Source organism: Paenibacillus beijingensis, from assembly GCF_000961095.1.
Classification (GTDB): domain Bacteria; phylum Bacillota; class Bacilli; order Paenibacillales; family Paenibacillaceae; genus Paenibacillus_O; species Paenibacillus_O beijingensis.
In genome coordinates this window covers 5,471,432-5,497,356 of the sequence record NZ_CP011058.1, presented here as the reverse complement: position 1 = coordinate 5,497,356, position 25,925 = coordinate 5,471,432, and the positions used below count along the sequence as shown (strand labels likewise).

Genomic DNA, 25,925 nt, shown 5'->3' with positions numbered 1-25,925 from the left:
ATATGGGTTTAAATAAAGTTGTGGTATGAACTGAGGAGGTTATTTCTATGTCAGAAGAAACGAAGATTCAGGATTCTGTCGAAGTGGAGCAAGGCACCGAAGCAGCAGCCGAAGCAAACGAAACGATCAGCCAGGATGCGCTGGAAAATATCGTGTCCATTAAGAAGGGCGATATCGTAACCGGCACGATCGTAAAAATCGAAGATAACCAAGCAACTGTTAGCCTTGGATATAAATATGACGGTGTTATTCCTCTTCGCGAGCTTTCGTCGGTACAGCACGACAACGCTTCTGAGCTGGTTGAAATCGGCCAAGAAGTGCAATTGAAAGTGGTCAGCATCGACGACGAGAAAGAGAAGCTCGTTCTTTCCAAACGTCAAATCGACAGCGAGAAAGCATGGGACTCCCTGCAATCCAAGTTTGAAAACGGCGAAACGCTTGACGTTATCGTTGCCGACGTTGTAAAGGGCGGCCTTGTCGTCGACCTCGGCGTTCGCGGCTTTATCCCGGCTTCCATGGTGGAGCGTCATTTCGTGGAAGACTTCAGCGATTACAAAGGCCGTACGATCACGGTGAAAATCAAAGAACTCGACCGCGAAAACAACAAAGTGATTCTTTCGGCGAAAGAAGTGCTGGAAGAGCAGTTCGAGAAAAACAAACAAGCCATTATGGCTGCGCTTGAGCCGGGCCAAGAAATCGAAGGTACGGTTCAACGCCTGACTCCTTTCGGCGCATTCGTTGATATCGGCGGCATTGACGGTCTCGTGCACGTGTCCGAAATGTCTTACCAGCACGTTGCGCATCCGAAGGATGTCGTTTCCGAAGGCGACAAAGTCCGCGTTAAAGTGCTGAAAGTCGATCCGGCCGCAGGCAAAATCAGCCTCAGCATCAAAGCCGCTCAACCGGGTCCATGGGAATCGGTTAACGGCAAGTTCAACACAGGCGATGTTGTAACGGGCACGGTTCGCCGTCTCGTAAGCTTCGGCGCTTTCGTTGAAATCGCTCCTGGCGTAGAAGGACTTGTTCATATTTCGCAAATTGCGCACCGTCATATCGCGACTCCTTTTGAAGTGTTGAAGGAAGGTCAGGAAGTGAAGGCGAAAATTCTCGACTTCAACCCGGCCGAGAAGCGCGTAAGCCTCAGCATTAAGGAAACGGAAGAAGCTCCGGAAGCGGCTCCGCGCGCCGAGAAGCCTTCGCGCGCACCGAAAGAAGACCTGAATAATCCGAACGTAAGCCTCAGCAACCAAAGCATGAGCTTTACGCTTGGAGAGCGTTTCGGCGATAAATTGAGCAAATTCAAGTGATTGAACAATAAGGAGGGGGGCGCCTTGCGCCCCCTTTCTTTGCATTTTAAGCCGATGTTTGGTGACAACTGTGAGACGGGCTTTTCTTAATGGAATTCGTAAAATGAACGCACGGATCGTCCTCGCTGGAGGACGGTCCGTTTCTGCTTCGCTTTGATCGAATCAGGCTCACCAGGATAGCGCATAATAGATGCAACAGAGGTGATGCATAGTGAATGGGATTCACGACGGATACATAACCTTTTTTTTACTGCTGCTTTCATTTATTTTGCTGACGACGGGCTGGAACCGGGAATTGGCCGAAGAATTGACCTGGAAGCAGGCGGCTTTCTTTGCCGCCGGCTGGTTCGTAACCCAGCCTGCAGTCTCGGTCTTGGCGGGAGGAGCGTTTATTTTGCGGGGTAGCGTCCTCTGGACGCTTGGCGCATCAGTATTTGTTTGCATGAGGGGAGTGCGGGGCCGCCATCCGGGTTATATTTTTTTTTGCTCGGTGCTGCTCGGAATGTTTTGGGTCTGGGTCGAAGCTTTGTACAATAGCGACCCGCTGCTGGAAATATTCGATTCGCGTTTGGATGTGCCTCTATTGTGCGGCAGTTTGGCAACGCTGCTCGTGCAGCAGGCGGGACAGCAATTCGTTGTCATTACACTCGCTTCTGCCGTCAAGTCCATACTATCGGCAAGCATATTGACGGGAGCTGTGGTTGAAGCCGGTTCGTGGAACTGGTGGGACGGCTACTTCCTGGCGCTTGCATCGGCCCGATTGACGAGTATCGTATTCCGTTATTTCGCGGCGCTTGCGGCACTGCTGTTCAATAATCGCGAAGGGGATGTGTGAGGCGTGAACGACTGGCTTGAATATTTGGATGAGCACAAATTTCTGATCAGCGTTTTGCTCGGGATGATATTCGGCGTTAGTGCAAGGCTACTGCTGCTGCGCTCCGATTACCGTCAATATCCGACACACCCGCACGGCCGCATCATCCATATTTCGCTCGGTGTCATTGCATCGGCACTGGGCGCGGTGGCCGTTCCGGCCCTGTATCAAAAAAATTACACGGCGATCACCTTCCTTACTTTGGCGGCCCAGCAGTTCCGAGATGTGCGCAATATGGAACGGGAAACGTTGACAAAAATCGACGGCATGGAACTTGTTTCACGCGGTCCGACGTATATTGAAGGCATCGCGATGGTTTTTGAAGGGCGCAACTACCTCGTCATTATGACCGCGCTGCTGTCATGTCTGTTCAGTACCGCATTTAACCTGTTCTTCGGCGCTTTGATCGGGGTCATTTCTCTTGGCATCGTGTACAAGCTTCGTTCCGGCAAACCGCTGTCGCATATTGCGTCCATTGAATCGGCATCCGTCCGGTTCGATGGTCCCGACTTGTATGTCGGGGACATGGTCATCAATAATATCGGTCTCTCCAGCAACCGGAGCATTATTGAACAGCGCGGAATCGGGCTGATCATCAAGCCTTTCAATGCCAATAGCAAAGCGACGCTCAGTAACATGGGACAGAGGCAGGCGATTTTGTATGACCTGTCGACGATACTGGGCGTTTACCGCGATGACGGCGAACCGGCGCTGATGCCCCAGGCCAAGCTTGATATGAACGACGGACGGCTCATCGTCCTTATTCTTCCGCAGGAAAAGGATACGTCCAAAGCGATCGAAGTCGCAAGCCGCGTCCCGGTATTGGAGGCGGCCGTAAGAATGCCGACCAAAGCGGATGTAAACCGCAAAGAGGGGGCGGAAAATGGCTAGAATCGTTGCAGTCGTCACATCCGATGGCGGCAAGGTTGCGGGAGGCGTGCCTGTTTTTATCGAAAAAGATCCGGCCGGAATGGAACAAACCGCTTTTTTGCTGGAAAAGATTATGGATGCGAATGCGCACGATTTGAAGAACGGCTCGATCGTCATCGTCAATCACAAATTGGCGCCTCCTTAAACCCAAGCTGCTGTTCAAATTGAAATGTTAGCCAAGACCGCTGTTTTTTGCTATGATGATAGGCGTTAGAATTTTTGGAGGAGTGTTAACTATGGCAAGACCCGTTATCGCCATCGTAGGAAGGCCGAATGTGGGAAAATCAACGATTTTTAATAGGATAATCGGTGACCGGCTGGCAATTGTAGAAGATAAACCGGGCGTAACGCGGGACCGTCTTTACGGAACCGGGGAATGGAACGGCCGGGCATTTAACATCGTGGACACCGGCGGCATCGAGATTGAAGGCGAAGATGAAATTATGAAGTCGGTCCGGATGCAGGCGGAATTGGCCATTGAAGAAGCGGACGTCATCATTTTCATGGTCGATGCAAAATCCGGCTTGACGCTGGCTGACGAGGAAGTGGCGCATATTTTGTTCCGCTCGCACAAGCCTGTCGTCGTAGCCGTCAACAAAGTGGACAACCAGGGCCGCGCTGACGATGTGTACGAATTTTACGGCCTCGGGTTCGGAGAGCCGATCGGCATTTCGGGATCGCACGGTACCGGCATTGGAGATCTGCTGGACGCGGCAGTCGGGAAGCTTCCGGAAATCGAAGAGGATCCGTACGATGAGGACGTGATCCGCGTCGCTCTGATCGGCAGGCCGAACGTCGGCAAGTCTTCGCTTGTGAACGCATTGCTCGGCGAAGAGCGCGTGATCGTCAGTGACGTCGCCGGCACGACGCGCGACGCGATCGATACGCCCTTTGAACGGGATGGCCAGCGTTACGTGCTCATTGATACGGCGGGCATGCGCAAGCGCGGCAAAGTGTACGAGTCGACGGAGAAATACAGCGTCATGCGTGCGCTCAAAGCGATTGAACGCGCGGACGTCGTGCTTATCGTAATCAACGGCGAAGAAGGCATCATCGAGCAGGATAAACATATTGCCGGATATGCGCATGAAGCGGGACGCGCCTGTATTTTTGTCGTGAACAAATGGGATGTCGTCGAGAAGGACGACAAGACGATGCAGCAGTTCACGCAAAAGATCCGCGAACAATTTCTGTTTATGACTTATGCGCCGATCGTATTTTTGTCCGCGAGAACGAAGCAGCGTCTGCATAAGCTGCTGCCGGTCGTCAATCACGTCTCGGAGCAGCATGCGATGCGCATTCAGACGCATCTGCTCAACGACGTGGTGGCGGACGCGGTTGCGATCAACCCGCCTCCGACCGACAAAGGCAAGCGGCTGCGCATCAACTATGTGACGCAAGTGTCGGTACGGCCGCCGACGATTGTCATTTTCGTCAACGCGCCGGAAATCATGCATTTCTCGTATGAGCGGTATTTGGAAAACAAAATCAGGGCGGCGTTTGACTTCGAAGGAACGCCAGTCCGCTTGTTTACGCGCCGCAAATCGGAAGAAGATTAGGGGAGAAGAACGTTGCTGTCATTCGCGGTTGTTATCATCAGTTATTTGCTCGGTTCCATTTCATTCAGCATTGTTGCCGCCCGTTTATTGAAAGGCATCGACATTCGGCAGCACGGCAGCGGAAACGCCGGCGCCACCAATACGCTGCGGGTGCTTGGTAAAGGTCCGGGCATAACGGTTTTTGTGCTCGATATTTTAAAGGGCGTCGCGGCGGTGCTGCTCGGCCGCTGGCTTGTGCCGGATTCGGAATGGGTGCCCGCGCTATGCGGATTGGCCGCTATCGTCGGCCATAACTGGCCGGTATACTTCCGCTTTAAGGGCGGCAAAGGGATCGCCACCATGGTCGGCATTATGCTGACGCTGGCGTTTCTTCCGGGACTGTATGCCGGAATCGCCGCGATTGCCGTTATTGCGCTGACCCGTTATGTTTCGCTCGGCTCGCTTGTATTTTCGGTTTTGGCGCCGGCATTTATTCTCATGATGAATTTATCGCTACCGCTGTTTTGGATTAGCCTCATTCTGTGCGCGTTTGCCTTTATCCGCCACCGCACCAATATCGTCAAGCTGGTTCAAGGACGGGAAAACAAGCTTGGCGCCAAGAAAGGGGCGTAATCACGATGCCGGTAAATTCAAAGCGTCATGCCGAGGGCAATAAGGCGGCAGTACTTGTTGCGGGCAGCTGGGGAACGGCGCTTGCAGCCGTTCTGGCCGATAACGGATATGAAGTCAGCATTTGGACGCGCAACGCCTCTCAGGCGGATGAAATCAACGTCCGGCATACGAATACCCGGTTTTTGCCGAAAGCGGTTCTGCCTGCAGCGGTAACGGCAACAACCGATATGGAAGCGGCGCTGCGCGGAGCGGCGCTGGCGCTGTTTGCGGCCCCTTCGTCCGCCATGCGGGCGGTGGCGCAGTCGGCATCCCGTTATTTGGAGAACGACACGCTGGTCATTCATGCCGCCAAAGGATTCGAAGCGGAAAGTCTGAAGCGGATGTCGACCGTTCTGTCCGAAGAGCTTGACCGTCCTCAGGCGGAAATCGTCGTGCTTTCCGGTCCGAGCCATGCGGAGGAGGTTGTGGAGCGCAAGCCGACGACGGTCGTCGTCGCCGCCGAGTCGCAGGAAGCGGCGGAGAAAGCCCAGGATGCGCTCATTAATACCGATTTCCGCGTTTATACGAACAGCGATGTCGTCGGCGTCGAAGTTGCCGGCGCCATTAAAAATATTATTGCGCTCGGAGCCGGACTCTCCGACGGTCTCGGATTCGGCGACAATGCGAAAGCGGCGCTGCTGACGCGCGGCTTGGCGGAAATTGGCCGGCTCGGAGCCGCAATGGGCGCGAACCCGCTAACATTTGCCGGTCTGGCAGGCGTCGGAGATCTGATCGTCACCTGCACCAGCCCGCACAGCAGAAACTGGCGGGCGGGCTCGCTCATTGCCGCCGGCGGTACGCTGGAAGAAGTGCTGCAAAAGATGGGCATGGTTGTGGAAGGGGTCCGGACGACGCGCGCTGCCCATCTATTGGCGGAGCGTTATGAAGTAGAGATGCCGATTACCGAGCAGCTGTTCCAGGTTTTGTTCGAAAACAAATCGCCGCGGGCGGCCGTCGAAGATTTAATGGGACGGACCCGTACCAACGAGATATAATAGCCTACACCATTCCCGTATCCCTCTCATATGATGCAAGCGAAAGGCAATAGCTATGCTTCTTGAACCGGAAGGCTATGCCAGAGCAAATGGCTAAGGGAGGATTACGGTGAATAAAGATTTTTCCAAAGATGTTTTGGGCGCTGTCAACAAAAAAACCGGAAAAGCCATCTCCGAGAACTCAGTGAAGAAGCTTGCCAGCGGCGTGACGAAAGACACGCTTCACAACGAGGCTGAGCTGCGCAAGCTCGTGAAGCAGGTCGCCGCCATGGCTAAAGTTCCTGTGACGGAAGCGACAATCAACGATATCGTGAAGACTGTCAAGGCAAGCGGCGTAAATATGGGCAGCATCGAATCGTTGATGAAGATGATGCTGAAAAAATAACGGTCGCCTGCGTCCGCTAAAGGGTCAAATCGTTGCAGCCTCCTGTTTTTTGTCATCGAAGGAGAGCGGCCTAAACGGTTTGGCCCTTTTTTTGCTTGAATGGTATAATCGCTTTAACGGAATTGATCTGTTCATGTCAGGAGTGGCTGGGCTATGGATCCGATGACGGTCATGTGGATCTCGCTCGTCGGCATCGGCCTGATGGTCGTGTCGGCGGTATTGATTACGTTTGCGAGACTAAAAACGAAAGGCTTTCTCAGAATCGTATTGACGATCATTGCGCTTGGATTTCTGATGACCGGTTTTCTGCTCGGCGTATTTTCGATTATCGTATAATTCCCGGTTCGAAGCGGAATTTCCGTACATACTGAATCAAAAGCGAATGCGAAAGTTTAAGAGCAAGCGGGAAAGCGAGGGATGTGAATGGACGTTCGGCAGCAAATAAGCGAAGCGTTGGCAGCTGCGGCTGCAGCGGGACGCGCTTGGGGAGCGCAGTGGGTTGTCGGCGGAAGCTCCGGCCTTCTGCTGCGCGGACTGAAGCTTCCCGCAGCGCCCCGCGATTTGGACCTGTACGCCGACGAAGAGGATGCGCGTGCGCTTCACCGCGGTTTGGAGCGGTATGCGGTCGATGTACCGGCTTGGAGCGAGACGGACATGTATCGCTCCCTGTTAAGTCATTATGTCATTCATGGGGTGGAGGTCGAGCTGGTCGGCGGTTTTATCGTTACCGCCAAAGGGTGCCGCTACCGCGCGGAAGTGCGCGAAGTGCTGCGTCCTTACGGAGAAAATGTCCGGCTCTTAGGGCGCGACGTTACGATTGCTCCGCTCGCGCATGAGTTCTGGTTCAATCTGCTGCGCGCGAGGGAGGACCGTTGCACTTTGATCGGGCCGGCGCTCGGCCGCGAAGCCGAAAGCGGCCGGGTGCTTGCGGAGATCGAGCGGCGGAACCGGTTTTCGCCGGAGGCGGTCGCAGAGGCGCGGAAGTGGCTGGAAGGCATGAAAGCGGGGGCGGGCAATTGACTTATGAAGTTACTTTTTTGCCCGAGGGGCGCAAAGTGTCGGTGCGCCCCGGCATGACGGTGCTGGGCGCGGCCCGTCAGGCGCGTATCGGAATCCGTTCCCGCTGCGGGGGCAAAGCAGGCTGTCTCATGTGCAAAGTCGATGTCGCTTCCGGCGGCGGGACGGCTGGGGACGGACTGTCTCCTGCGGGACTGTTGGAGAAGCGGAAGCTTGCGGGTCTGGACTCCAGCCGCACGCGGCTTGCTTGCCAGGCGAAGGTGACCGGCAACGCGGTCATTTCGGTGCCGGAAGATCCGCTCAAAGCCGCCGTAAGGCGTCAGTTGGAAAAGGCCGAACAGGATGAAGACGATCTCGGATGGTAAAGGAGCCGTTACGCGATGATTGTGAACCGAATTCTCCCGCATCAGAGCGGGGCTGCGGGAGCCCCCCGCTCCGCCGGAAGATGCGTTTTTTTGCTGACCGTTATTATGATTGCGCTTTCGTTATCCGGCTGCATGTACCCCCAGGAGCGGCGCGCGCAAGGGGGACCAGTCTCAAAGGATGCGGTGCGAGCCGTTCAGGCCGCAGTGGATGACTATAAGCGGGATACCGGGCTGCTCCCGATCAAGAACAGCGATCAAAGCACGCCGTTCTATGAAAAATTTGTCGTCGATCTCGGCAAGCTGCAGCGGATGCGTTATTTGGATACCCTTCCTGCGGCCGCATTCGAGAGCGGAGGGGGCTACTATTTTTTGGTGCTAGACGAACAAACAAAACCGCGCGTGAAGCTGATGTCGCTGCTCGTCTACCAGCAGCTGGCCGACATTCAAGGCTGGGTGAGCGACTATAGCGCCTCCCATAGCGGCAATCTGCCGAAGGGAGAGGAAACGTATCCCGGCTTTAACGCGGTCGATTACGCGAAGCTGGGACGGAGCGCGCTTTCGGTTCGGAGCATGTATTCCGGCAATCCGGTTCCGGTCATGATGGACGGCAGCGGGCGGGTGTACGCCGACTATGCCCGTGACATTATGGCTGCGGTGCAAAAAAACGGCTTGGCCGGTATGCCGGCGGATACGGATCTGCGGATTCTGCTTGTGGACCAGACCGATTTCGTGCCGGTGAAGTCTCCCGTGTACAAGCTCGTGCGCGGCGAACCGCGCCCGCAGCTGCCCGAAACGAATCGATAGCCGGCGCGATTGAAGATACCCGTTACATCGAACCTGATTGCCTGCGGCATCCGCCATGCCGCCGGTGATGAGGTTCTTTTTTATTTCCGGTTCTCATATATCTCAATCTTGAAAGGGAAGGTGCGAAGACCCGGCTCTCAAAGTTTTCCCGCACGATCCGTCATAAACGGGGAATCCGGGCAATATGCTATTACTAGTCCACAGCATGTACGAGTTGCGTCGCTTGCCTGCCCGATTGACCGGTGGATGGCGGCGAACCGGAAATTCAATGGGGAGGGGAAACTGAAGTGGAGAAAATTGACATTTTCAAGGACATTGCCGAACGCACGGGCGGTGATATATACCTTGGCGTTGTCGGCGCGGTCCGGACGGGGAAATCGACGTTCATCAAACGCTTTATGGAGACAGTTGTGCTTCCCAATATTACGAGCGATGTAGACCGTGTCCGGGCGATTGACGAGCTGCCGCAAAGCGCTGCCGGCAAAACGATTATGACGACGGAGCCGAAATTCGTGCCGAATCAGGCGGTCCGGATCAAGGTTGCCGAAGGACTCGAAGTGAACGTGCGCCTCGTCGATTGCGTCGGCTATGCCGTTGAAGGCGCCAAAGGCTACGAGGACGAGAACGGTCCGCGCATGATTACAACCCCTTGGTTCGAGGAGCCGATCCCATTCCAGGAAGCGGCCGAGATCGGTACGCGCAAAGTGATCCAGGAGCATTCGACGCTTGGCGTCGTGGTGACGACGGACGGCACGATTGCCGAAATTCCGCGCAGCTCCTACGTCGAGGCGGAAGAGCGGGTCATTGCCGAGCTGAAGGAAGTCGGCAAGCCGTTCGTGCTGATTATCAACTCAACGAAGCCGCGCAGCGAAGATACGCTTCAGCTGCGCAGCGAGCTGCAGAATAAATATGATATTCCGGTCATGACGCTCAGCGCGGCGAGCATGGGCGAAGAAGAAGTGATGTCCGTCCTGCGCGAAGTGCTCTACGAATTTCCGGTCCATGAAGTCAACGTCAATCTTCCGAGCTGGGTCATGGTGCTGAACGAAAATCACTGGCTGCGCAGCAATTATGAAAATTCGGTCCGGGATACGGTAAAAGATATCCGCCGCCTGCGGGATGTGGACAGGGTTGTATCCCAATTTATGGAATTTGACTTTATCGCCAGGGCCGGATTAAGCGATATGAATATGGGCCAAGGGGTTGCCGAGATTGATTTGTACGCGCCCGACGAGCTGTACGACCAAATCCTGATGGAAGTGGTCGGAGTCGAAATAAGGGGCAAAGACCACCTGCTGCAGCTGATGCAGGACTTCACCCATGCGAAGCGGGAGTATGACCGGTTTGCCGACGCGCTCGAAATGGTCAAAACGACCGGGTACGGCATCGCCGCCCCGACACTGGCGGAAATGGCGCTTGACGAGCCGGAGCTGATCCGGCAGGGCTCGCGCTTCGGAGTCCGGCTGAAGGCGACCGCGCCGTCCATTCATATGATCCGCGTTGACGTGGAATCGGAATTCGCGCCGATCATCGGCACGGAAAAGCAAAGCGAGGAGCTTGTGCGCTACTTGATGCAGGACTTCGAAAACGATCCGATCAAAGTGTGGGATTCCGACATGTTCGGCCGCTCGCTTCATTCGATCGTCCGCGAAGGCATACAAGGAAAAATCGCCATGATGCCCGACAATGCGCGTTATAAGCTGCAGGAAACGCTGGGACGGATTATTAACGAAGGCTCCGGCGGGCTGATCGCCATCATTTTATAATCGAAGCGGCGCTGGTGCAGTACCGCCGGCAAAACGGCCTCCATGACCACAATGAAAAGTGGTGATGGAGGTTTCTTTTTCGTATTTATTGCTTTGTTAAATGCTGCCTTTCGCATGTAAAAAGTTTGCAATCCGGGCAGCGGCATTTTATAATGGCAATTGCGCGTTTTTTCGGTAACAGTCGACATTTGCCTTAAATTCCGATTGACTTGCTTGGAAAACGTGGTATGATAAGCCTTAGATTTAATAGATTACATGGCTTGATAGAAGCACAGGAGGAGAAACAAAGATGAACAAATGGGGTAAACGCGCTCTGCTGCTGCTGGCGGCTGCTATGCTGCTGGTCGTTTCGGCGTGCGGAAATTCGGAGAAAAAGTCCGGAAACGAGACAAATACCGGCGCGGCAGCAACCGCAGCCGAGCAGACTGACGCGTTGAAAATAACGCTCGGCAACGAAAAATCGCTTGAAGGCAAAAAGATCGCGCTTGTGATGCAGTTCAACCAAGGCACCTTCTCCGCGCAATATATTGCCGGAGTAGAGGAGCAGGTCAAAAACTTCGGCGGAACCGTTCAAGTGTTCGTTTCGGACAACGACCTTGCCAAAATGGCTTCCAATCTCGATTCGGCGATCAACGGCGGCTTCGACGCCATCCTTACCGACCACGGGACGCCAGAGGCGCTGCAAGCCGGCGTGAAAAAAGCGGTCGACAAAGGAATTCCCGTCGTTTCGTTTGACGCGGATCTGAACATTCCGGGCGTTACCGTGCTGCAGCAGGACGACCAAAAAATGGCCGAGCTGACGCTGAACCAATTGAAAGCGGACATCGGCGGAAAAGGCAATATCGTCAAAATCTGGGTTGCCGGTTTTGCACCGATGGAACGCCGCCAAATCGCATACAAATCGTTTCTGGAAGCTAATCCGGACATTAAAGAAATCGCCGCCTTCGGCGATGCGAACAACGCGGCTTTGAACGCGCAAACGCAAATGGAAGCGATCTTGAAGCAAAATCCGGAAAAAGGCAGCATTTCCGCGGTATGGGCATCGTGGGACGAATTCGCTAAAGGCGCAACACGCGCCATTCAGCAGGCGGGCCGCAATGAAATCAAAGTATACGGCATCGATATGAGCGACGAAGATCTGCAGCTTATTCAAGATAAAACGGGTCCTTGGGTAGCTTCGGCCGCCGTCGATCCGAAAGATATCGGACGCGTGCAAGTCCGCTACCTGTATCAGAAGCTGCACGGCGACAAAACCGAAGACAAAGTCGTTCTGAATGCTGTTAACGTCAGCCGCGATCAGCTGCCTGATGAAAAAATCAACACCGCCCAGCTCAGCAGCTATGTGAAGGAATGGGGCAGCAACGAGCAGGGTATCGCCGATTGGATGGTTAAATCGGGCGGATCCGCAGCGAAATAATCCGGTTAGCAAAGCAACGGGCCGATAAGTTAACGGCGAAAGCTAGGAGATGGTTGGAATGAATAAAGCGAATATACTATCGATGTCCGGCATCACCAAGTCCTTCTCCGGGGTGCCCGCCTTGCAAGGCGTCGAGTTCGAGGTGCGCGGAGGAGAGGTGCATGCCCTTCTCGGAGCGAACGGAGCCGGAAAAAGCACGCTGATGAAAATTTTGTCGGGTGCCTATACGTTTGACGGCGGAACGGTCGACATCGGCGGAAGCCCGGCCCACATCTCGTCGCCGGGCGATGCAAAGCGCCACGGCATCCACTGCGTATACCAGGAAGTGGATACCGCAATCGTACCGAGCTTAAGCGTCGCCGAAAACATTCTTCTCGACCGGATCGCGGGAGCCGGCGGCGGATTGTTCGTGAACTGGAAAGAGGTCGAGCGGGAAGCGGCGGACGTGCTGGCCCGGCTCGGTACCTCGCTGCCGGTTCGCAAGCCCGCTTCCGAACTGACGCTTGCGGAAAAACAGCTGGTGCTTATCGCCCGCTTGCTTACGGAGAAAGCGAAGTTCGTCATACTGGACGAGCCTACCGCGCCGCTCAGCCTGGAAGAGGCTGAGCGGCTCTTCCGTGTCGTGGAGCAGCTGAAGGCGGACGGCATCGGCGTTATCTTCATTTCGCACCGGCTGCCGGAAGTGTTCCGGATTTGCGACCGGATTACGGTGATGCGGGACGGCCGCAAGGTGATGACCGAGAATACGTCCGCTACGAGCCAGGAAGCGGTCGTGCAGGCGATGCTCGGTCGCGTATTCGAAGAGGAATATCCGAAGGCCGAGGCTGCCATCGGCGGCGTGCGGCTGGAGGTGGACAATCTGCGCAGTGGCAAGCGTGTGCAGGGAGTAAGCTTTAATGCCCGCAGCGGCGAAATCATCGCTGTCGTCGGGCTGGTCGGCGCAGGCAAAACCGAGCTGTCGCGCGCAATGTTCGGCGCCGACCCCCATGATTCGGGACAGGTGAAGGTGGACGGAAAGCCGGTCCCTACGGGCAGCCCCGCCGATGCGATCAAGGGCGGATTGGCGCTCGTTCCGGAAGAGCGGCGCAAGCAGGGGATACTTGTCTCCGATTCCGTACAGCGGAATTTGAGCCTTCCCATTCTGCGGGCGATTTCGAAGCTCGGCGTTCTTTCCGGCAGGAAGGAAGCCGCCAATGCGGCCGGGCTCATCGAAAGGCTGGGCATCAAAACGTCGTCCCCGCGCCAGCAGACCGCCCACCTCAGCGGCGGCAACCAGCAGAAGGTAAGCATCGGCAAATGGCTGCCGACAGAGGCTTCCGTCTATTTGTTCGACGAGCCGACCAAAGGGGTCGACATCGGCGCGAAGAGCGACATTTTCCGAATTATCGGAGATCTCGCCCAGCAGGGTAAAGCAATCGTCTATTTCACCTGCGAATTCGCCGAGGCGCTCGGCATCGCCGACCGCATACTCGTCATGTGCGACGGAAAAATCGTAAAGGAATTCCGTCATGGCGAAGCGACGCAGGAGGATCTGCTGATTCATGCCAGCGGAGGAAGAGAGGGTATCGCGTGAATTCGAAATTACTTGACTTTGTGTTCAAATACGGCTCCTTGATCGTCATCGGGCTGGTCATCATCTTTTTTTCGCTGTGGAACGAGTATTTCTTCACTTATGCCAATCTTACGGACATTTTAAGATCGATTGCCATTACCGCTTTTGTGGCGCTCGGCGTTACGTTTTCGCTGACGGTGGACGGGTTTGACTTGTCGGTAGGCTCTACCGTCTCCATGACGACCGTATTCTCCGCTGCGCTGATGGTATGGTACCAAATGCCGCTTGTCGTCGTCATTATCGCTTCGCTTGCGGTCGGCGCCGCGGTCGGATTGATCAATGCGCTGCTGATCGTGCGCATCCGCATTCCGGACATGCTCGCCACCCTTGCGATGCTGTATATCGTCTCCGGGGTGCACCGGACCTTCACGAAAGGGTATTCGATCTACAACAATATGGCGATGCAGGACGGTTCCACCGCTCCGGGCCAAATCAGCGCGTCCTTTTTGTGGCTTGGGCAAGGGAAGTTGCTCGGCATTCCGGTTACGGTGCTGCTGATGGCCGTCGCATTTGTGCTTGTATACCTGTTCTTTAAATATACACGCTTCGGGCGGCAAATGGAGATGACGGGCGGCAACGAAGAAGCGGCAAGACTTTCCGGCGTGCGCGTCCGCCGCATTCGCACGGCGGCATACGTTCTCGCCGGCATCTTCGCTTCGATCGGCGGTATCCTGTTCGCGGCGCGTACGGGAAGCGGCCAGGTGGATGCGGGCGCTCCCGTGCTGATGGAAGCGGTGGCTGCCGTGTTTATCGGATACTCGGTGCTTGGAGCCGGTCGCCCCAATGTGATCGGAACGTTCTTCGGTGCCCTGTTAATCGGGGTGCTGTTGAACGGTTTGACGATGATGCGCGTGCAGTATTATACGAACGATATTATTAAAGGCGGCGTGCTCGTGCTCGCGCTTTCAGTGACGTTTATCCATCTGAACAGGCGAAAAGCGGGCTAACGGCGCCAGAGCGGCAGCATCGGTGCGCAAACGGCCGGAATGCGCGACTTTGTTGCCTTTTATACTTGAAATCGGCTAAAGGCTGTATTACTATAAGTTTGTTCCGCTTTCAGAGGTATATTTTTGCAGTTTTCGGTTAAACAGAATGATATTGAGGATGTCAGAGCGTTTTTTTCAGGGAGGTGAAAATCAATGAACAAGGCGGATTTGATTACGAAAGTGGCTGAAGCAACGGAATTGTCCAAAAAAGACGCAACGAAAGCAGTAGATGCGGTTTTTGACGCGATTTCCGACGCGCTGCAAAGCGGCGACAAAGTTCAATTGGTCGGCTTCGGCAACTTCGAGGTTCGGGAACGTCAGGCGCGTAAAGGCCGCAACCCGCAAACCGGAGAAGAAATCGATATTGCAGCAAGCAAAATGCCTGCGTTTAAACCGGGGAAATCGTTGAAAGACCTGGTGTCGGGCGAATAATTAACTGCCCGCGTCCGAATGAATTTCATTCGGGCGTTTTCTATCCCGCTCCTATTCAATTGTCTATTGACAATGCATTTCATATTCGGTTAGAATCTTTTATGTTGCTGTCGGGGTATAGCGCAGCCTGGTAGCGCGCACCCTTGGGGTGGGTGAGGCCGTGGGTTCAAATCCCGCTACTCCGACCATACATAACGTTTACCTAACTGCTTTCCTGTCTGCTGCGGGAGAGCAGTTTTTGCTAGAGTGAGCGGGAAGCAGAGAGGAGGATGTGAAGTGGATGCGATGCAGGGTGAATACATCGTCGTAAAAGCTAAAGATCAGGGAGTGCAGGTTATCGGCCTCACACGCGGATTGGATACGAAATTCCACCATACGGAGAAGCTTGATAAAGGTGAAATTCTCATTGCCCAATTCACCGACCATACGTCTGCCATCAAAATTCGCGGCAAAGCGACGGTCATGACCAAGTACGGCACAATCGAAACCGACCAATAAACGAATCGCGCGTGAGAAGCAGGCATAGCCTGCTTTTTTTGTTTATATACTAGTTTAAGAGGTAATTAGGTTCGTAGGTTGCCGTTAGCGGGAATGACGGACCGGCCCTAAGAGGGGGATGGAAAAGATGAGTGTCCGCATTCGTATGCTCGCCGCATGGGCCGCGGCGCTTGCGGCCGTTCTGCTGCTGGGGCTGCTGCCGTTTAAACAGACGGACGGAAACGGGAGCGGTGCTGCGGTTAGGGAGATGATGGTCTTTAACCCCGAAGCGGAGGGCCGGATGAACAACCGCAATCTGGTCGATCTGCTTACCGGGCTCGAGCTTTCCCAGCGAATGACAAGAGTCGGATGGAATAACGCCGTTCTGTCCGTAGATCTGGTCGTTCCGGCAGAGGGCGGATATTCGGACGATTGGTTCCGCGATGTGAACAAGCTCGTCCATTTGGCGTTCCGCCAGGTCGATAACGTCAGCCGGCTGCTTGTCCGCTGCTCTTCGGAGTTTCCGGCCGGTCAACAGGCCGCTTCGGCACCGGGAGATGCACCCGCCGCTTTCGCGGAAGGAGATTTGCTGTTCTCTGCGGATGTGCGCAAATCGGATGCCTGGCTGAAGGATAAGGGGGAGGAAGCGCCTCCGACCGACCCGGTTCGAAACCGGGAGTGGAGGAACCGGCTCCGTCTCCACTTTACGAGCGAATGGGATGCGCGCTTCGGCTCTTCGTCCCTGTAACGTTTATTCATGCCGCACGCGCGAGTGGCCGTATTTGTTCTCCACCCGTTAACGAATTGTGAAGAACAAGGAGCGGACTGTGACTCGTGTCAATAATTATGCTATAATAATTTAGATTATTGAGCGGCTATGGTCCGTTCTGTTCGGAGGCTTACCCGATGAAACCTTACCGCATTCCCGAAATAGCCCAAAAATATGTTGATTACGACATGATCCAGCGGCATACCGAGCTGCCGGCTTTTCCCGATCCGCGCATCCGCCTGCTGTTCGCTTTTTTGAACCGGCAGCGCTTTGCCGCCAAGCACAGCGAGCTGTATTCGCTGGTCGTATCGCTTGTCCAGCTCGGCCTCGACACTCACGATATGGTCGATGTTGAAGAAGCTCCTTTAACTTTAAAGGATATGCGTTCCCGCCAATTGCGCATTTTGGCCGGCGATTATTTCAGCAGCCGTTTCTACCAGCTGCTGTCCCAGGCGGGACAGATCGAGATGGTGGGGCGACTCAGCGAAGCCATCTGTGAAGTGAACCGGATGAAAACGGGTTTATACGTGAAGGCGAAACAGCTTAACCTGACGGCTGAAGAGTATATCGTGGAAACCGCCCGTCTGAAAGCGGGGATGTTTGAAGGGTTTGCGGCGCTGCTCGAAGAGAAATACGTTTCCAACTGGCCGGAACTGCTGCAAACGGTATGCCTCTGCGAAGCGGTGCGCGATGAACTGGCGCGTACGGATGACCGGTTTACAGGCAGCTGGGGATACTGGCATGTGCTGGAGAACGGCAACGAGGAAGAACGCCGGCTACTTACGGAGCATGCGGAATTGCAGCCTGCGTTTATCCATTCGCTGTCCATCAAATTCGACATCCGCGGCAAGCTGACGGACAAGCTGCACGGCTGCGCGGAGCATCTGCAATCATTGGCGCGGCGGCTTGACTCGGACAAGCTTGCGGCCGAGCTGCTGCAGTTGAAAGAAAAGCTGCTGTACCCTTTGTCGGCGACAGCGCCGACGTTAACCGAGATGAGGTGACTTTCGTTCTAATGGATCCCAAAGCAAAGGAACAGCATGTTCACGCCGTATTTGAAAAAATTGCGCCCAAATACGATCTTATGAATGATCTGCTCAGTTTCCGCAGACATCAGGCTTGGCGCAAATTCACCATGAAACAGATGAACGTGCAGTCCGGAGCGACGGCGATCGATCTGTGCTGCGGCACTTGCGATTGGACGATCGCAATCGCGCAAGCAAGCGGCACCGGCAGGGTCGTCGGATTGGACTTCAGCCAAAGCATGCTCGATGTGGGAGCCGACAAGCTGAAGCAGCTTGGGCTGGAGCGGCGGGTCGAGCTCATCCGCGGCAACGCGATGCAGCTTCCGTTCGAAGACAACACATTCGATTACGCTACGATCGGATTCGGCCTGCGCAACGTTCCCGATTTGATGCAGGTGCTGCGCGAGATGCAGCGCGTTGTCAAACCGGGCGGGCAAGTCGTTTGCCTCGAGCTGTCCAAGCCGACGACGCAGCCGTTTAAATCGCTTTATTATTTTTATTTCGAACGGCTGCTTCCGCTGGTCGGTAAGCTGGTTGCGAAGTCGTACGAGCAGTACAAATGGCTTCCGGACTCCCTTAAAGCGTTTCCCGATATGAACCGACTGTCGGATATTTTCCGCGAAACCGGCCTGCGCCATGTGCGCGCGTATTCGCTCACCGGAGGAATCGCGGCGCTGCATATCGGGAAAAAGGAGACAGACGGAGCATGATTCGCAAACTGAACATTTTTCTGGAAATGATTAAATTCGAGCATACGATCTTTGCCCTGCCGTTCGCTTATATGGGAGCGCTGCTCGGCGCGGTGACGATGAACGGCGAGCTCCCTTCCTGGGCGGACATCGGCTGGATTACGCTCGCCATGTTCGGCGCACGCAGTGCGGCAATGGGACTTAACCGCCTCATTGACAAGGCGATCGACGCCAAAAATCCGCGCACGGAAAAAAGAGCGCTGCCCGCCGGACTGCTGAAGACCGGCGAAGTCGCATTTTTCGTCATCATCTCGTTTATATTATTGTTTATTGCCGCCTCCCGTCTCGATCCGATCTGTTTGAAACTGATGCCGATCGCCGTCTTTATGCTCGTCATCTATTCATATTCCAAACGCTTTACATGGCTGTGTCATCTTATTCTCGGCCTGACGATCGGACTCGCTCCGCTTGGCGGCTGGGTGGCCGTAACGGGAGAGTTCGCGGCTCCGGCCTGGATTCTGTATGTCGGCATCATTTTTTGGCTCGCGGGCTTTGACACGATATACGCCCTTCAAGATTTCGAATTCGACCGCCGGGAACGCGTCTTCTCCATACCGGCGCGGTTCGGCGTCGCGGGTGCGCTGAGGCTGGCCAAGCTGTTTCATGTCATTACGGCCGCCAGCTTTATCGCTTTATATATGCTGACGGATTTGAGCTGGCTGTACCTGATCGGCATTGTGCTGTCGGTCGCGATCCTGTTTTACGAGCATCTGATTTTAAAGCCGGCCGACATGAGCCGTCTGCAAACGGCGTTTTTTACGATGAACGGTACGCTCAGCATCGTCATGCTGGCGTTCACGCTGCTGGATCTGGTGGTGCTGCGGCAATGGTAACGAAACGCTCGGCATCTGGGGGAAGCGGCCGCTGGGTTGTCGGCATTACCGGCGCGAGCGGTTCCATATACGGCGTGCGGCTCATCGAAGAGCTGCTCGCCGCGGATGCCCACGTGGAGCTGGTCGTGACAGATGCGGGGTGGCGCGTGCTCAAGGAGGAGCAGGGTTGGAACGCCGCGCGGCGGCAGGATGCGCTTGAAGCGAAGTTCGGGGCGGCGCTGGCGGGAGGACGGCTGCATTATTACCCGAACGCCGATATCGGCGCAAACATTGCGAGCGGTTCGTACAAGGCGGAAGGAATGGTCATCGCCCCTTGTTCGATGGGCACGCTCGCTTCGATTGCGCACGGCATTTCCGACGACTTGCTCACCCGGGCGGCCGACGTTGCGATGAAGGAAGGGCGCAGGCTCATTCTTGTGCCGCGCGAGACGCCGCTGCACGCCATTCATCTGGAAAATATGCTGACGCTCTCCCGAATGGGCGTCAGCATAGTGCCAGCGATGCCGGCTTTTTATTACGGGCCGCAGACGCTTGACGATATGGTCAACTTTCTCGTAGGCAAGCTGCTGGACGTGATGGGAATCGATCATCAATTGTACAGAAGATGGGGAGATGAGCCGAATGAGCGCTAATCACCGCATCGCCATCGGACGTATCGATTATGCCAATGCCTGGCCGCTGTATCATTACGTGCAGGACCGCACGCCTCAATATGAAGTCGTCTACCGTGTCCCGGCAGAGCTGAACCGCATGCTGAGGGAAGGCGGACTCGATATGTCCACCGTCTCCTCGTTCGCCTACGGGGCGAATGCGGATGAGTACGTCCTCCTGCCCGACTTGTCGGTCAGCTCCGAGGGACCTGTGCAGTCGATTTTGCTGTTTATGAAAAAACCGCTTGAAGATGTGCTGAAGGGAACGATCGCGCTCACTGCGACTTCAGCCACTTCCGTCAATCTGCTCAAAATTTTGATGAGCTTGCATTTGAAAGGAAATCCGGCTTACATTACCGGTGAGCCGGATTTGGAGACGATGCTGCGGTCGGCGGATGCGGCGCTGTTGATCGGCGATTCGGCGATCCGGGCTTCCTGGAGCAACCGGGAGCTGCAGGTGCTCGATTTGGGGCGGCTTTGGCAGGAGTGGACGGGCCTGGGCATGACGTATGCCGTTGCCGCCGTTCGCAAGGAATCGGCGCAGCGCAATCCCGAAGCGGTCGATGCCGTTTACCGGTCGATGCTGGCCAGCAAGCTCCGGAGCTTGCGCAATCTAAAGCCGCTAATTCATAAAGGCGTCTCCTTCATTGGCGGCGACGAGATGTACTGGAGAGGTTATTTTTCAGGATTGAAATATGATTTCGATTCCGGGCGGCAAGCCGGTCTGGAACTTTACTTCCGTTACGCGAGGCGTCTCGGTTTGCTGGAGCGGGAAGTGAAGCTGGAATTTTTTCGTCCGACCCAAACTGCTGAGCAGGTGAATGAATGAAACTACTTGATCTTTACGCCAAGATGAAAGGCGATTTGAACCAAATCGAACAGGAATTGGAGCGCAGCGTGGCGAGCGACCGGACGCTGCTTGGCGAAACGTCGCTTCATCTGCTCAAAGCGGGAGGCAAACGGATCCGTCCCGTTTTTGTGCTGCTTGCGGGCAAGTTCGGCGACTACAGGCTGGACGTGTTGAAGCGGATTGCCGTTACGCTGGAGCTGATTCATAGCTCGAGCCTGGTCCACGACGACGTCATCGACGATGCCCAAACCCGGCGGGGGCAGCCGACGGTCAAGTCCAAATGGGACAACAGGATCGCCATGTATACGGGTGACTACATATTTGCAAAGGCGCTGACCATCGTGACAGAGCTCGGCAATCCGCAAATTCACCAGATTCTGTCCAAAGCGATGGTGCAGATGTGCATCGGCGAAATGGAGCAGATTCGCGATTTTTTCAACACCGAGCAAAGCGTCCGCAACTACCTGCTGCGCATCCGGCGCAAGACGGCGCTCTTGATCGCCATCAGCTGCCAGCTCGGTGCGATCGCCGCCGGGGCGCAGCGCGATGTATGCAACCGGTTGTACCGGTACGGCTACAACGTCGGCATGGCGTTCCAAATCCGCGACGACCTGCTGGATCTGCTCGGCACGGAGAAACAAATCGGCAAGCCGCCCGGATCCGATATCCGTCAGGGAAACATTACGCTGCCCGTTATTTTGGCGCTGCGGGAGCCGTCTCTGCGCGATGCGCTGTATCGTGAAATCGGGATCATCCGCGATCACGACGGCAATGCGGACACGCGCACGGCGATCAATTTGATCCGTTCCAGCCACGGCATTCATGAAGCTGAGCAGCTTGCCGAAAATTATATTGGCAAAGCGCTCCATGCTTTGCAGGGATTGCCTGACCTTCCGGCGAAGAAAAATCTGACGGATATCGCCCATTTTATCAATACCCGCAACTATTAATAAGCGATCCGTCGCAAGTTGCAGTACGCAAGGTACCGGAACGGCCAAACTCGACACAAGGGAGGACTTATGATGGAACAAACATTTTTGATGGTTAAACCCGACGGAGTGCAAAGAGGTCTTATCGGCGAAATCGTTTCCCGTTTTGAGAAAAAAGGGCTGCAGCTCGTCGCCGCCAAGTTCATGCTTGTCAGCCGGGAGCTTGCGGAGCGCCATTACGCCGAGCATGAAGGGAAACCTTTCTATCCGCCTCTTCTCGATTTTATTACGTCCGGACCGGTATTTGCGATGGTATGGCAGGGGGATCATGTGATTGCGCTGACGCGCGCTTTGATCGGCAAAACGGACGCGCGCGATGCCGCGCCGGGAACGATTCGTTCCGATTTCGCCGTACATACGAATTTCAACTTGATCCACGGCTCCGATTCTCCGGAGAACGCCGAGCGGGAAATCAACCTGTTTTTCGAGCAGAAGGAGCTTGTGGCATACGAAAAAAGCATCCAGAGCTGGATTTAAGGCGCACCAAACGAAACACGGGGGAACCGGGGAATGGAAGACCGCGACTTTGCGCAGTTTATAAGCCGCATTAAAGCAAGCACTGCAATTGATCTTTCCCAGTATAAAGAAGCGCAGATGAAACGCCGCCTGACGACGCTGCGCAACAAATACGCCTTCGCGACGTTTGGCGCTTACTGGCAGGCGATGGCCGCCAACTCGTCGATGATGGACGAGTTTCTGGACCGGATGACGATCAACGTATCGGAATTTTGGCGCAACAGAGCCCGGTGGGAAGCGCTGGAGCAGCGGTTTCTGCCGGAGATGCTGCGCGGGAGCGCCAAGCTCCGCTTCTGGAGCGCCGCCTGTTCAACGGGAGAGGAGCCGTACACGCTGGCGATGATTATGCACCGGCTGAACGCGCTTGAGCGATGCTCGATTGAGGCGACGGATCTCGACGCGGGCGTGCTTGTGAAAGCAAAGGCCGATTTGTACCATGAGCGTTCGGTTAAGGACGTTCCGCCTTTCTACCTGGACCGGTATTTCAAGAAAGAGGCGGACGGCTATTCGATTGCGGAAACGCTCCGCCGCTCCGTCCGCTTCGGGCAGCAAAATTTGCTGCAGGATGATTTCGGCGGACCTTACGATCTGATCATATGCCGCAACGTGATGATTTATTTTACGGAAGAAGCGAAGCATCTGCTCTATCGCAAGTTTTCGCAGGCGCTGAAGCCCGGCGGAATATTGTTCGTCGGCAGTACGGAACAGATTTTTTCGCCGGGACAGTACCGGTTCGAGACGGTGGAGACGTTTTTTTACCGCAAACAGGATTGAGCTTTGCATCGTTGCCTCATATCCACCAACCTTCGACACAAACCCGCCAGCCGTTGTCGCTGCGCGGGTTTTCTTGTCAAACCGCCCTGCCTATACTATAATGGGCAAAGATGTTTTACGGCAGTACAGCGCCGGTTTTAGGCCGGCAAGAAGAGGCGCCTTGCGATGCGCTTGCTTTTTTTCTAAAGGGGGAAGTCGACTTTGAGTCTTCGTTATTTGACAGCAGGTGAAACACACGGTCCTCAGCTGACCGCTATTATTGAAGGATTGCCAAGCAATTTGCAGCTGGATTTTGAAGAATTGAATTTTCAACTGCACCGCCGCCAGAAAGGCCACGGCCGCGGACGGCGCATGCAAATCGAGAAAGATACGGCGAATATCGTCGGCGGAGTGCGCCACGGGCGCACAACGGGCGCTCCGGTCGCTCTCGTCGTTGCCAACAACGACTGGAAGCATTGGACTTCGGTCATGAATATCGAACCGATCGAGGGCGGTGACGAAGAGAAGCGGCGCGTTCACCGGCCAAGACCCGGACACGCCGATTTGAACGGCGGCTTGAAGTACAATCTGAAGGATCTGCGCAACGTGCTTGAGCGTTCCAGCGCCCGGGAAACGGCTGCGCGCGTCGCCGTCGGCGCCGTTGCCCGCCAACTGCTCGCCGAATTCGGCATTAAAGTGGGCGGACAAGTGATCCGGATCGGCGAAATCGAAGCGCCGCCGAATAATTTGCCGCTTGACGAACTGATCGAGCGGACGGAAGCGTCTTCGGTGCGCGTCGTGGACAAAGAAACCGAAGACAAAATGACGGCGTACATCGATCAGATGAAAGCGGACGGCGATTCCATCGGCGGCGTTGTCGAATGCATCGTGGAAGGCGTTCCGGTCGGACTCGGCAGCCATGTGCAGTGGGACCGCAAGCTCGATGCGCGCATTGCCGGAGCGGTCGTTTCCATTAACGCGTTCAAAGGCTGCGAAATCGGCATCGGCTTCGAAGCGGGGCAGCTGCGCGGCTCGCAGGTGCACGATGAAATCAAGTACAGCGAAGAAAAAGGCTTCCACCGCGCCAGCAACCGCGCGGGCGGTTTCGAAGGCGGCATGACGACGGGCGAGCCGATCGTCGTGCGCGGCGTCATGAAGCCGATCCCGACGCTTTACAAGCCGCTGGCGAGCGTGGACATCGACACGAAAGAACCGTTTACCGCTCAAGTGGAGCGCTCCGACAGCTGCGCCGTTCCGGCTGCCAGCGTCGTTATGGAGCATGTCGTCGCCTGGGAAGTGGCGCGCGCGTTTCTGGAGAAATTCGGCGGCGATTCCATCGAGGAAATCCGCGCCAACCTCAATTCGTATCTGGAACAAGTGGGGCGTTACTAAGATGCGTGAGCTGATGGTTAATCTAGGTGAACGCTCCTATCCAATCTATATCGGAGAAGGTATCTTAAACGATATCGCGTCCCTGTTCGACAAGCACGGCATCAGCCGCAAGTCGCCGCTGCTTGTCGTGACCGACGATCATGTCGCCCAGCATTATTTGAACGGCGTCATGTCAAGCCTTCAGAATGGCGGATACACCGCTGCCAGCGCGGTAGTGCCTTCCGGCGAAAGCTCCAAGTCGCTGGCGATGCTGGAATCGCTCACGGCAAAAGCGCTGGAAGCGGGTCTCGACCGCAAATCGGCGATTGTCGCCCTCGGAGGCGGGGTCGTCGGCGATCTGGCCGGTTTTGTCGCAGCTTCTTATATGAGAGGCATCCGTTTTGTGCAAATTCCGACGACGATTTTGGCTCATGACAGCAGTGTCGGCGGCAAAGTCGCGGTCAACCATCCGCTTGCCAAAAATATCATCGGCGCGTTTCACCAGCCGGAGCTGGTGCTGTACGATTTAAGCACGCTGCAGTCGCTGCCGGCCCGGGATGTGCGCTCCGGACTTGCGGAAGTCGTGAAGCACGGTCTCATCTGGGATGCGGAATTCGTAACCTGGTGCGACAACAATGCGGAGAAGCTGCTTGCACTGGATGCCGAGGCGCTCGGATATGCCCTTTACAAAGGCTGCTCCGTCAAGGCGGCTGTCGTATCGCAGGATGAGCGGGAGAACGGTCTGAGGGCGATCCTCAATCTCGGACATACGATCGGCCATGCGCTGGAAGCGGTCGCCGGCTACGGTGAGTTTCAGCACGGTGAAGCGATCGCGATCGGCATGATCGGTTCCGCCAAGCTGGGCGTGCGGCTGGGGGCGCCGGAAGATGTGTATACGGTGACCCGGCGCGTGCTGGGCAAATGCGGGCTTCCGGTGCGGCTGCCGGAGCAATACGATACCGATGCCATTATGAAAGCGATGATGCACGACAAAAAGTTTGGCGAAGGCACGGTAACGTTTATCGTTCCGACTGCAATCGGCAAGGTGGAAATTAATAAACAGATCGATGTAACGATGATTCGCGACATCGTGAATGAGTTGAAACAGGAGGCCGATTGGGCATGAGTGTACGGGGAATACGCGGAGCCATAACGGTCGAAGCCAACGATAGAGATCAGATTCTGCAGGCGACATCCGAGATGGTGGAGCAGATTGTGGCTGAAAACGCCATTTTGCCCGAAGATATTTGCAGCGTTTTTATTACGGTAACAACGGATTTGGACGATACTTTTCCGGCGGTTGCCATCCGCCGCTTGAGCGGCTGGGAGCTTGTCCCGCTGATGTGCTCGCTGGAAGTTCCGGTTAAAGGCAGCCTGGAGAAATGCATCCGGCTGATGGTGCTTGTCAACACAGATAAAGGGCAGGCGGAAATCAATCACGTTTATTTGGGCGGCGCGCGAGTGCTGCGGCCGGATTTGAGCAAGGCATAATAAACGTTCCTTAACTTGACGCAGAACCGCATCGCGGTGTATAGTGAAAGACAGTTGAGAGCAATACCGAGTGCAGAATGAGTAATCAGCCTAGCTGAACGTATCGATGAGTACAGATGAGATGAGCGTTTTTTGAGACGAGAAGAGCTGAGACTGGCGGCGGTTCGATATACGGTCCGTTATTGAGGATGCGTATGCGGATATAGGCGGCCATTACAGGTATGTTGCGCAGATGAGGCATATTATCTCTTGCGTTGCCTGTTTGTTAAAGGTTCTCTTTGGCCATCTTATATACTCATATAACGAACGCTTCCGCTTACGGCGGGAGCTTTTTTCATGCAAAATTCAAACC

30 protein-coding genes and 1 tRNA gene are annotated in these 25,925 nt (G+C 55.3%); all 31 read left to right on the top strand.

Translation table 11 applies throughout. The annotated features are described in order from the left end of the window. Positions 1 to 47 precede the first annotated feature (47 nt). Complete coding sequence (rpsA, locus tag VN24_RS24850; RefSeq protein WP_148505305.1) at positions 48 to 1,307, top strand: 30S ribosomal protein S1; 1,260 nt, start codon at positions 48 to 50, stop codon at positions 1,305 to 1,307. A gap of 211 nt (positions 1,308 to 1,518) precedes the next feature. Next, on the top strand, positions 1,519 to 2,142 hold the full coding sequence (locus VN24_RS24845) for a YphA family membrane protein (RefSeq protein WP_045672615.1): 624 nt from the start codon (positions 1,519 to 1,521) through the stop codon (positions 2,140 to 2,142). Positions 2,143 to 2,205: 63 nt separating this feature from the next. Continuing rightward, positions 2,206 to 3,072: a YIEGIA family protein gene (locus tag VN24_RS24840; protein ID WP_045673683.1), complete on the top strand. Its 867-nt coding sequence runs from the start codon at positions 2,206 to 2,208 to the stop codon at positions 3,070 to 3,072. Next, positions 3,065 to 3,256, top strand: a complete 192-nt coding sequence (locus VN24_RS24835) for a capping complex subunit for YIEGIA (protein WP_045672614.1) — start codon at positions 3,065 to 3,067, stop codon at positions 3,254 to 3,256. Before VN24_RS24840 ends, VN24_RS24835 begins: the two co-directional genes overlap by 8 nt. Positions 3,257 to 3,347: 91 nt before the next feature. Next, positions 3,348 to 4,670: a ribosome biogenesis GTPase Der gene (gene der / locus VN24_RS24830; RefSeq protein ID WP_045672613.1), complete on the top strand. Its 1,323-nt coding sequence runs from the start codon at positions 3,348 to 3,350 to the stop codon at positions 4,668 to 4,670. 12 nt (positions 4,671 to 4,682) lie between these two features. Next, positions 4,683 to 5,282, top strand: a complete 600-nt coding sequence (gene plsY / locus VN24_RS24825) for a glycerol-3-phosphate 1-O-acyltransferase PlsY (protein WP_045672612.1) — start codon at positions 4,683 to 4,685, stop codon at positions 5,280 to 5,282. A 5-nt stretch (positions 5,283 to 5,287) separates the two neighbouring features. Further along, positions 5,288 to 6,316, top strand: a complete 1,029-nt coding sequence (locus tag VN24_RS24820) for an NAD(P)H-dependent glycerol-3-phosphate dehydrogenase (RefSeq protein WP_045672611.1) — start codon at positions 5,288 to 5,290, stop codon at positions 6,314 to 6,316. Between the two features lie 109 nt (positions 6,317 to 6,425). Beyond that, positions 6,426 to 6,701, top strand: a complete 276-nt coding sequence (locus VN24_RS24815) for a stage VI sporulation protein F (protein WP_045672610.1) — start codon at positions 6,426 to 6,428, stop codon at positions 6,699 to 6,701. 153 nt (positions 6,702 to 6,854) lie between these two features. Next, positions 6,855 to 7,037: a DUF2768 family protein gene (locus VN24_RS24810; protein ID WP_045672609.1), complete on the top strand. Its 183-nt coding sequence runs from the start codon at positions 6,855 to 6,857 to the stop codon at positions 7,035 to 7,037. A gap of 87 nt (positions 7,038 to 7,124) precedes the next feature. Continuing rightward, positions 7,125 to 7,721 (top strand): nucleotidyltransferase family protein, encoded by a 597-nt coding sequence (locus VN24_RS24805; RefSeq protein WP_045672608.1) that lies wholly within the window; start codon positions 7,125 to 7,127, stop codon positions 7,719 to 7,721. Further along, positions 7,718 to 8,083, top strand: coding sequence for a 2Fe-2S iron-sulfur cluster-binding protein (locus VN24_RS24800; protein WP_045672607.1), 366 nt, complete (start codon positions 7,718 to 7,720; stop codon positions 8,081 to 8,083). The genes VN24_RS24805 and VN24_RS24800 overlap by 4 nt, the downstream gene beginning before the upstream one ends. A 15-nt stretch (positions 8,084 to 8,098) precedes the next feature. Then, the gene (locus VN24_RS24795; RefSeq protein ID WP_052703141.1) at positions 8,099 to 8,887 is read left to right on the top strand and encodes a hypothetical protein; all 789 of its coding nucleotides are present in this window, start codon (positions 8,099 to 8,101) and stop codon (positions 8,885 to 8,887) included. A 287-nt stretch (positions 8,888 to 9,174) separates the two neighbouring features. Further along, entirely contained in the window at positions 9,175 to 10,653 is a 1,479-nt protein-coding gene (gene spoIVA / locus VN24_RS24790; protein ID WP_045672606.1) for a stage IV sporulation protein A, read from the top strand. A 289-nt stretch (positions 10,654 to 10,942) separates the two neighbouring features. Further along, complete coding sequence (locus tag VN24_RS24785) at positions 10,943 to 12,070, top strand: sugar ABC transporter substrate-binding protein (protein ID WP_045672605.1); 1,128 nt, start codon at positions 10,943 to 10,945, stop codon at positions 12,068 to 12,070. Between the two features lie 58 nt (positions 12,071 to 12,128). Further along, positions 12,129 to 13,643, top strand: coding sequence for a sugar ABC transporter ATP-binding protein (locus tag VN24_RS24780; RefSeq protein WP_045672604.1), 1,515 nt, complete (start codon positions 12,129 to 12,131; stop codon positions 13,641 to 13,643). Then, the gene (locus tag VN24_RS24775; protein ID WP_045672603.1) at positions 13,640 to 14,629 is read left to right on the top strand and encodes an ABC transporter permease; all 990 of its coding nucleotides are present in this window, start codon (positions 13,640 to 13,642) and stop codon (positions 14,627 to 14,629) included. Before VN24_RS24780 ends, VN24_RS24775 begins: the two co-directional genes overlap by 4 nt. Positions 14,630 to 14,821: 192 nt before the next feature. Next, positions 14,822 to 15,100, top strand: a complete 279-nt coding sequence (locus tag VN24_RS24770) for an HU family DNA-binding protein (RefSeq protein WP_045672602.1) — start codon at positions 14,822 to 14,824, stop codon at positions 15,098 to 15,100. A gap of 111 nt (positions 15,101 to 15,211) precedes the next feature. Next, positions 15,212 to 15,288, top strand: a tRNA-Pro gene (locus VN24_RS24765). Between the two features lie 97 nt (positions 15,289 to 15,385). After that, on the top strand, positions 15,386 to 15,598 hold the full coding sequence (gene mtrB, locus VN24_RS24760; protein ID WP_193790140.1) for a trp RNA-binding attenuation protein MtrB: 213 nt from the start codon (positions 15,386 to 15,388) through the stop codon (positions 15,596 to 15,598). 127 nt (positions 15,599 to 15,725) lie between these two features. After that, positions 15,726 to 16,325, top strand: a complete 600-nt coding sequence (locus VN24_RS24755) for a hypothetical protein (RefSeq protein ID WP_045672600.1) — start codon at positions 15,726 to 15,728, stop codon at positions 16,323 to 16,325. A gap of 158 nt (positions 16,326 to 16,483) precedes the next feature. Beyond that, on the top strand, positions 16,484 to 17,350 hold the full coding sequence (locus tag VN24_RS24750; RefSeq protein ID WP_045672599.1) for a heptaprenyl diphosphate synthase component 1: 867 nt from the start codon (positions 16,484 to 16,486) through the stop codon (positions 17,348 to 17,350). A gap of 11 nt (positions 17,351 to 17,361) precedes the next feature. Further along, entirely contained in the window at positions 17,362 to 18,081 is a 720-nt protein-coding gene (locus VN24_RS24745) for a demethylmenaquinone methyltransferase (protein WP_045672598.1), read from the top strand. Further along, a complete protein-coding gene (locus VN24_RS24740) occupies positions 18,078 to 18,953 on the top strand; it encodes a UbiA-like polyprenyltransferase (protein WP_045672597.1) in 876 nt (291 codons plus the stop codon). The genes VN24_RS24745 and VN24_RS24740 overlap by 4 nt, the downstream gene beginning before the upstream one ends. Further along, positions 18,947 to 19,585, top strand: coding sequence for a UbiX family flavin prenyltransferase (locus tag VN24_RS24735; protein ID WP_045672596.1), 639 nt, complete (start codon positions 18,947 to 18,949; stop codon positions 19,583 to 19,585). Before VN24_RS24740 ends, VN24_RS24735 begins: the two co-directional genes overlap by 7 nt. Beyond that, complete coding sequence (locus VN24_RS24730; protein WP_045672595.1) at positions 19,575 to 20,432, top strand: menaquinone biosynthesis protein; 858 nt, start codon at positions 19,575 to 19,577, stop codon at positions 20,430 to 20,432. Before VN24_RS24735 ends, VN24_RS24730 begins: the two co-directional genes overlap by 11 nt. Continuing rightward, positions 20,429 to 21,403, top strand: a complete 975-nt coding sequence (gene hepT, locus VN24_RS24725) for a heptaprenyl diphosphate synthase component II (protein ID WP_045672594.1) — start codon at positions 20,429 to 20,431, stop codon at positions 21,401 to 21,403. Before VN24_RS24730 ends, hepT begins: the two co-directional genes overlap by 4 nt. A gap of 72 nt (positions 21,404 to 21,475) precedes the next feature. After that, positions 21,476 to 21,919, top strand: coding sequence for a nucleoside-diphosphate kinase (ndk, locus tag VN24_RS24720; RefSeq protein WP_045672593.1), 444 nt, complete (start codon positions 21,476 to 21,478; stop codon positions 21,917 to 21,919). 33 nt (positions 21,920 to 21,952) lie between these two features. Then, positions 21,953 to 22,732: a CheR family methyltransferase gene (locus VN24_RS24715; protein ID WP_045672592.1), complete on the top strand. Its 780-nt coding sequence runs from the start codon at positions 21,953 to 21,955 to the stop codon at positions 22,730 to 22,732. 201 nt (positions 22,733 to 22,933) lie between these two features. Continuing rightward, positions 22,934 to 24,103, top strand: coding sequence for a chorismate synthase (gene aroC, locus VN24_RS24710; protein WP_045672591.1), 1,170 nt, complete (start codon positions 22,934 to 22,936; stop codon positions 24,101 to 24,103). Between the two features lies 1 nt (position 24,104). Further along, entirely contained in the window at positions 24,105 to 25,208 is a 1,104-nt protein-coding gene (aroB, locus tag VN24_RS24705; RefSeq protein ID WP_045672590.1) for a 3-dehydroquinate synthase, read from the top strand. After that, a complete protein-coding gene (aroH, locus tag VN24_RS24700; protein WP_045672589.1) occupies positions 25,205 to 25,573 on the top strand; it encodes a chorismate mutase in 369 nt (122 codons plus the stop codon). Before aroB ends, aroH begins: the two co-directional genes overlap by 4 nt. The last annotated feature ends 352 nt before the right edge of the window (positions 25,574 to 25,925 follow it).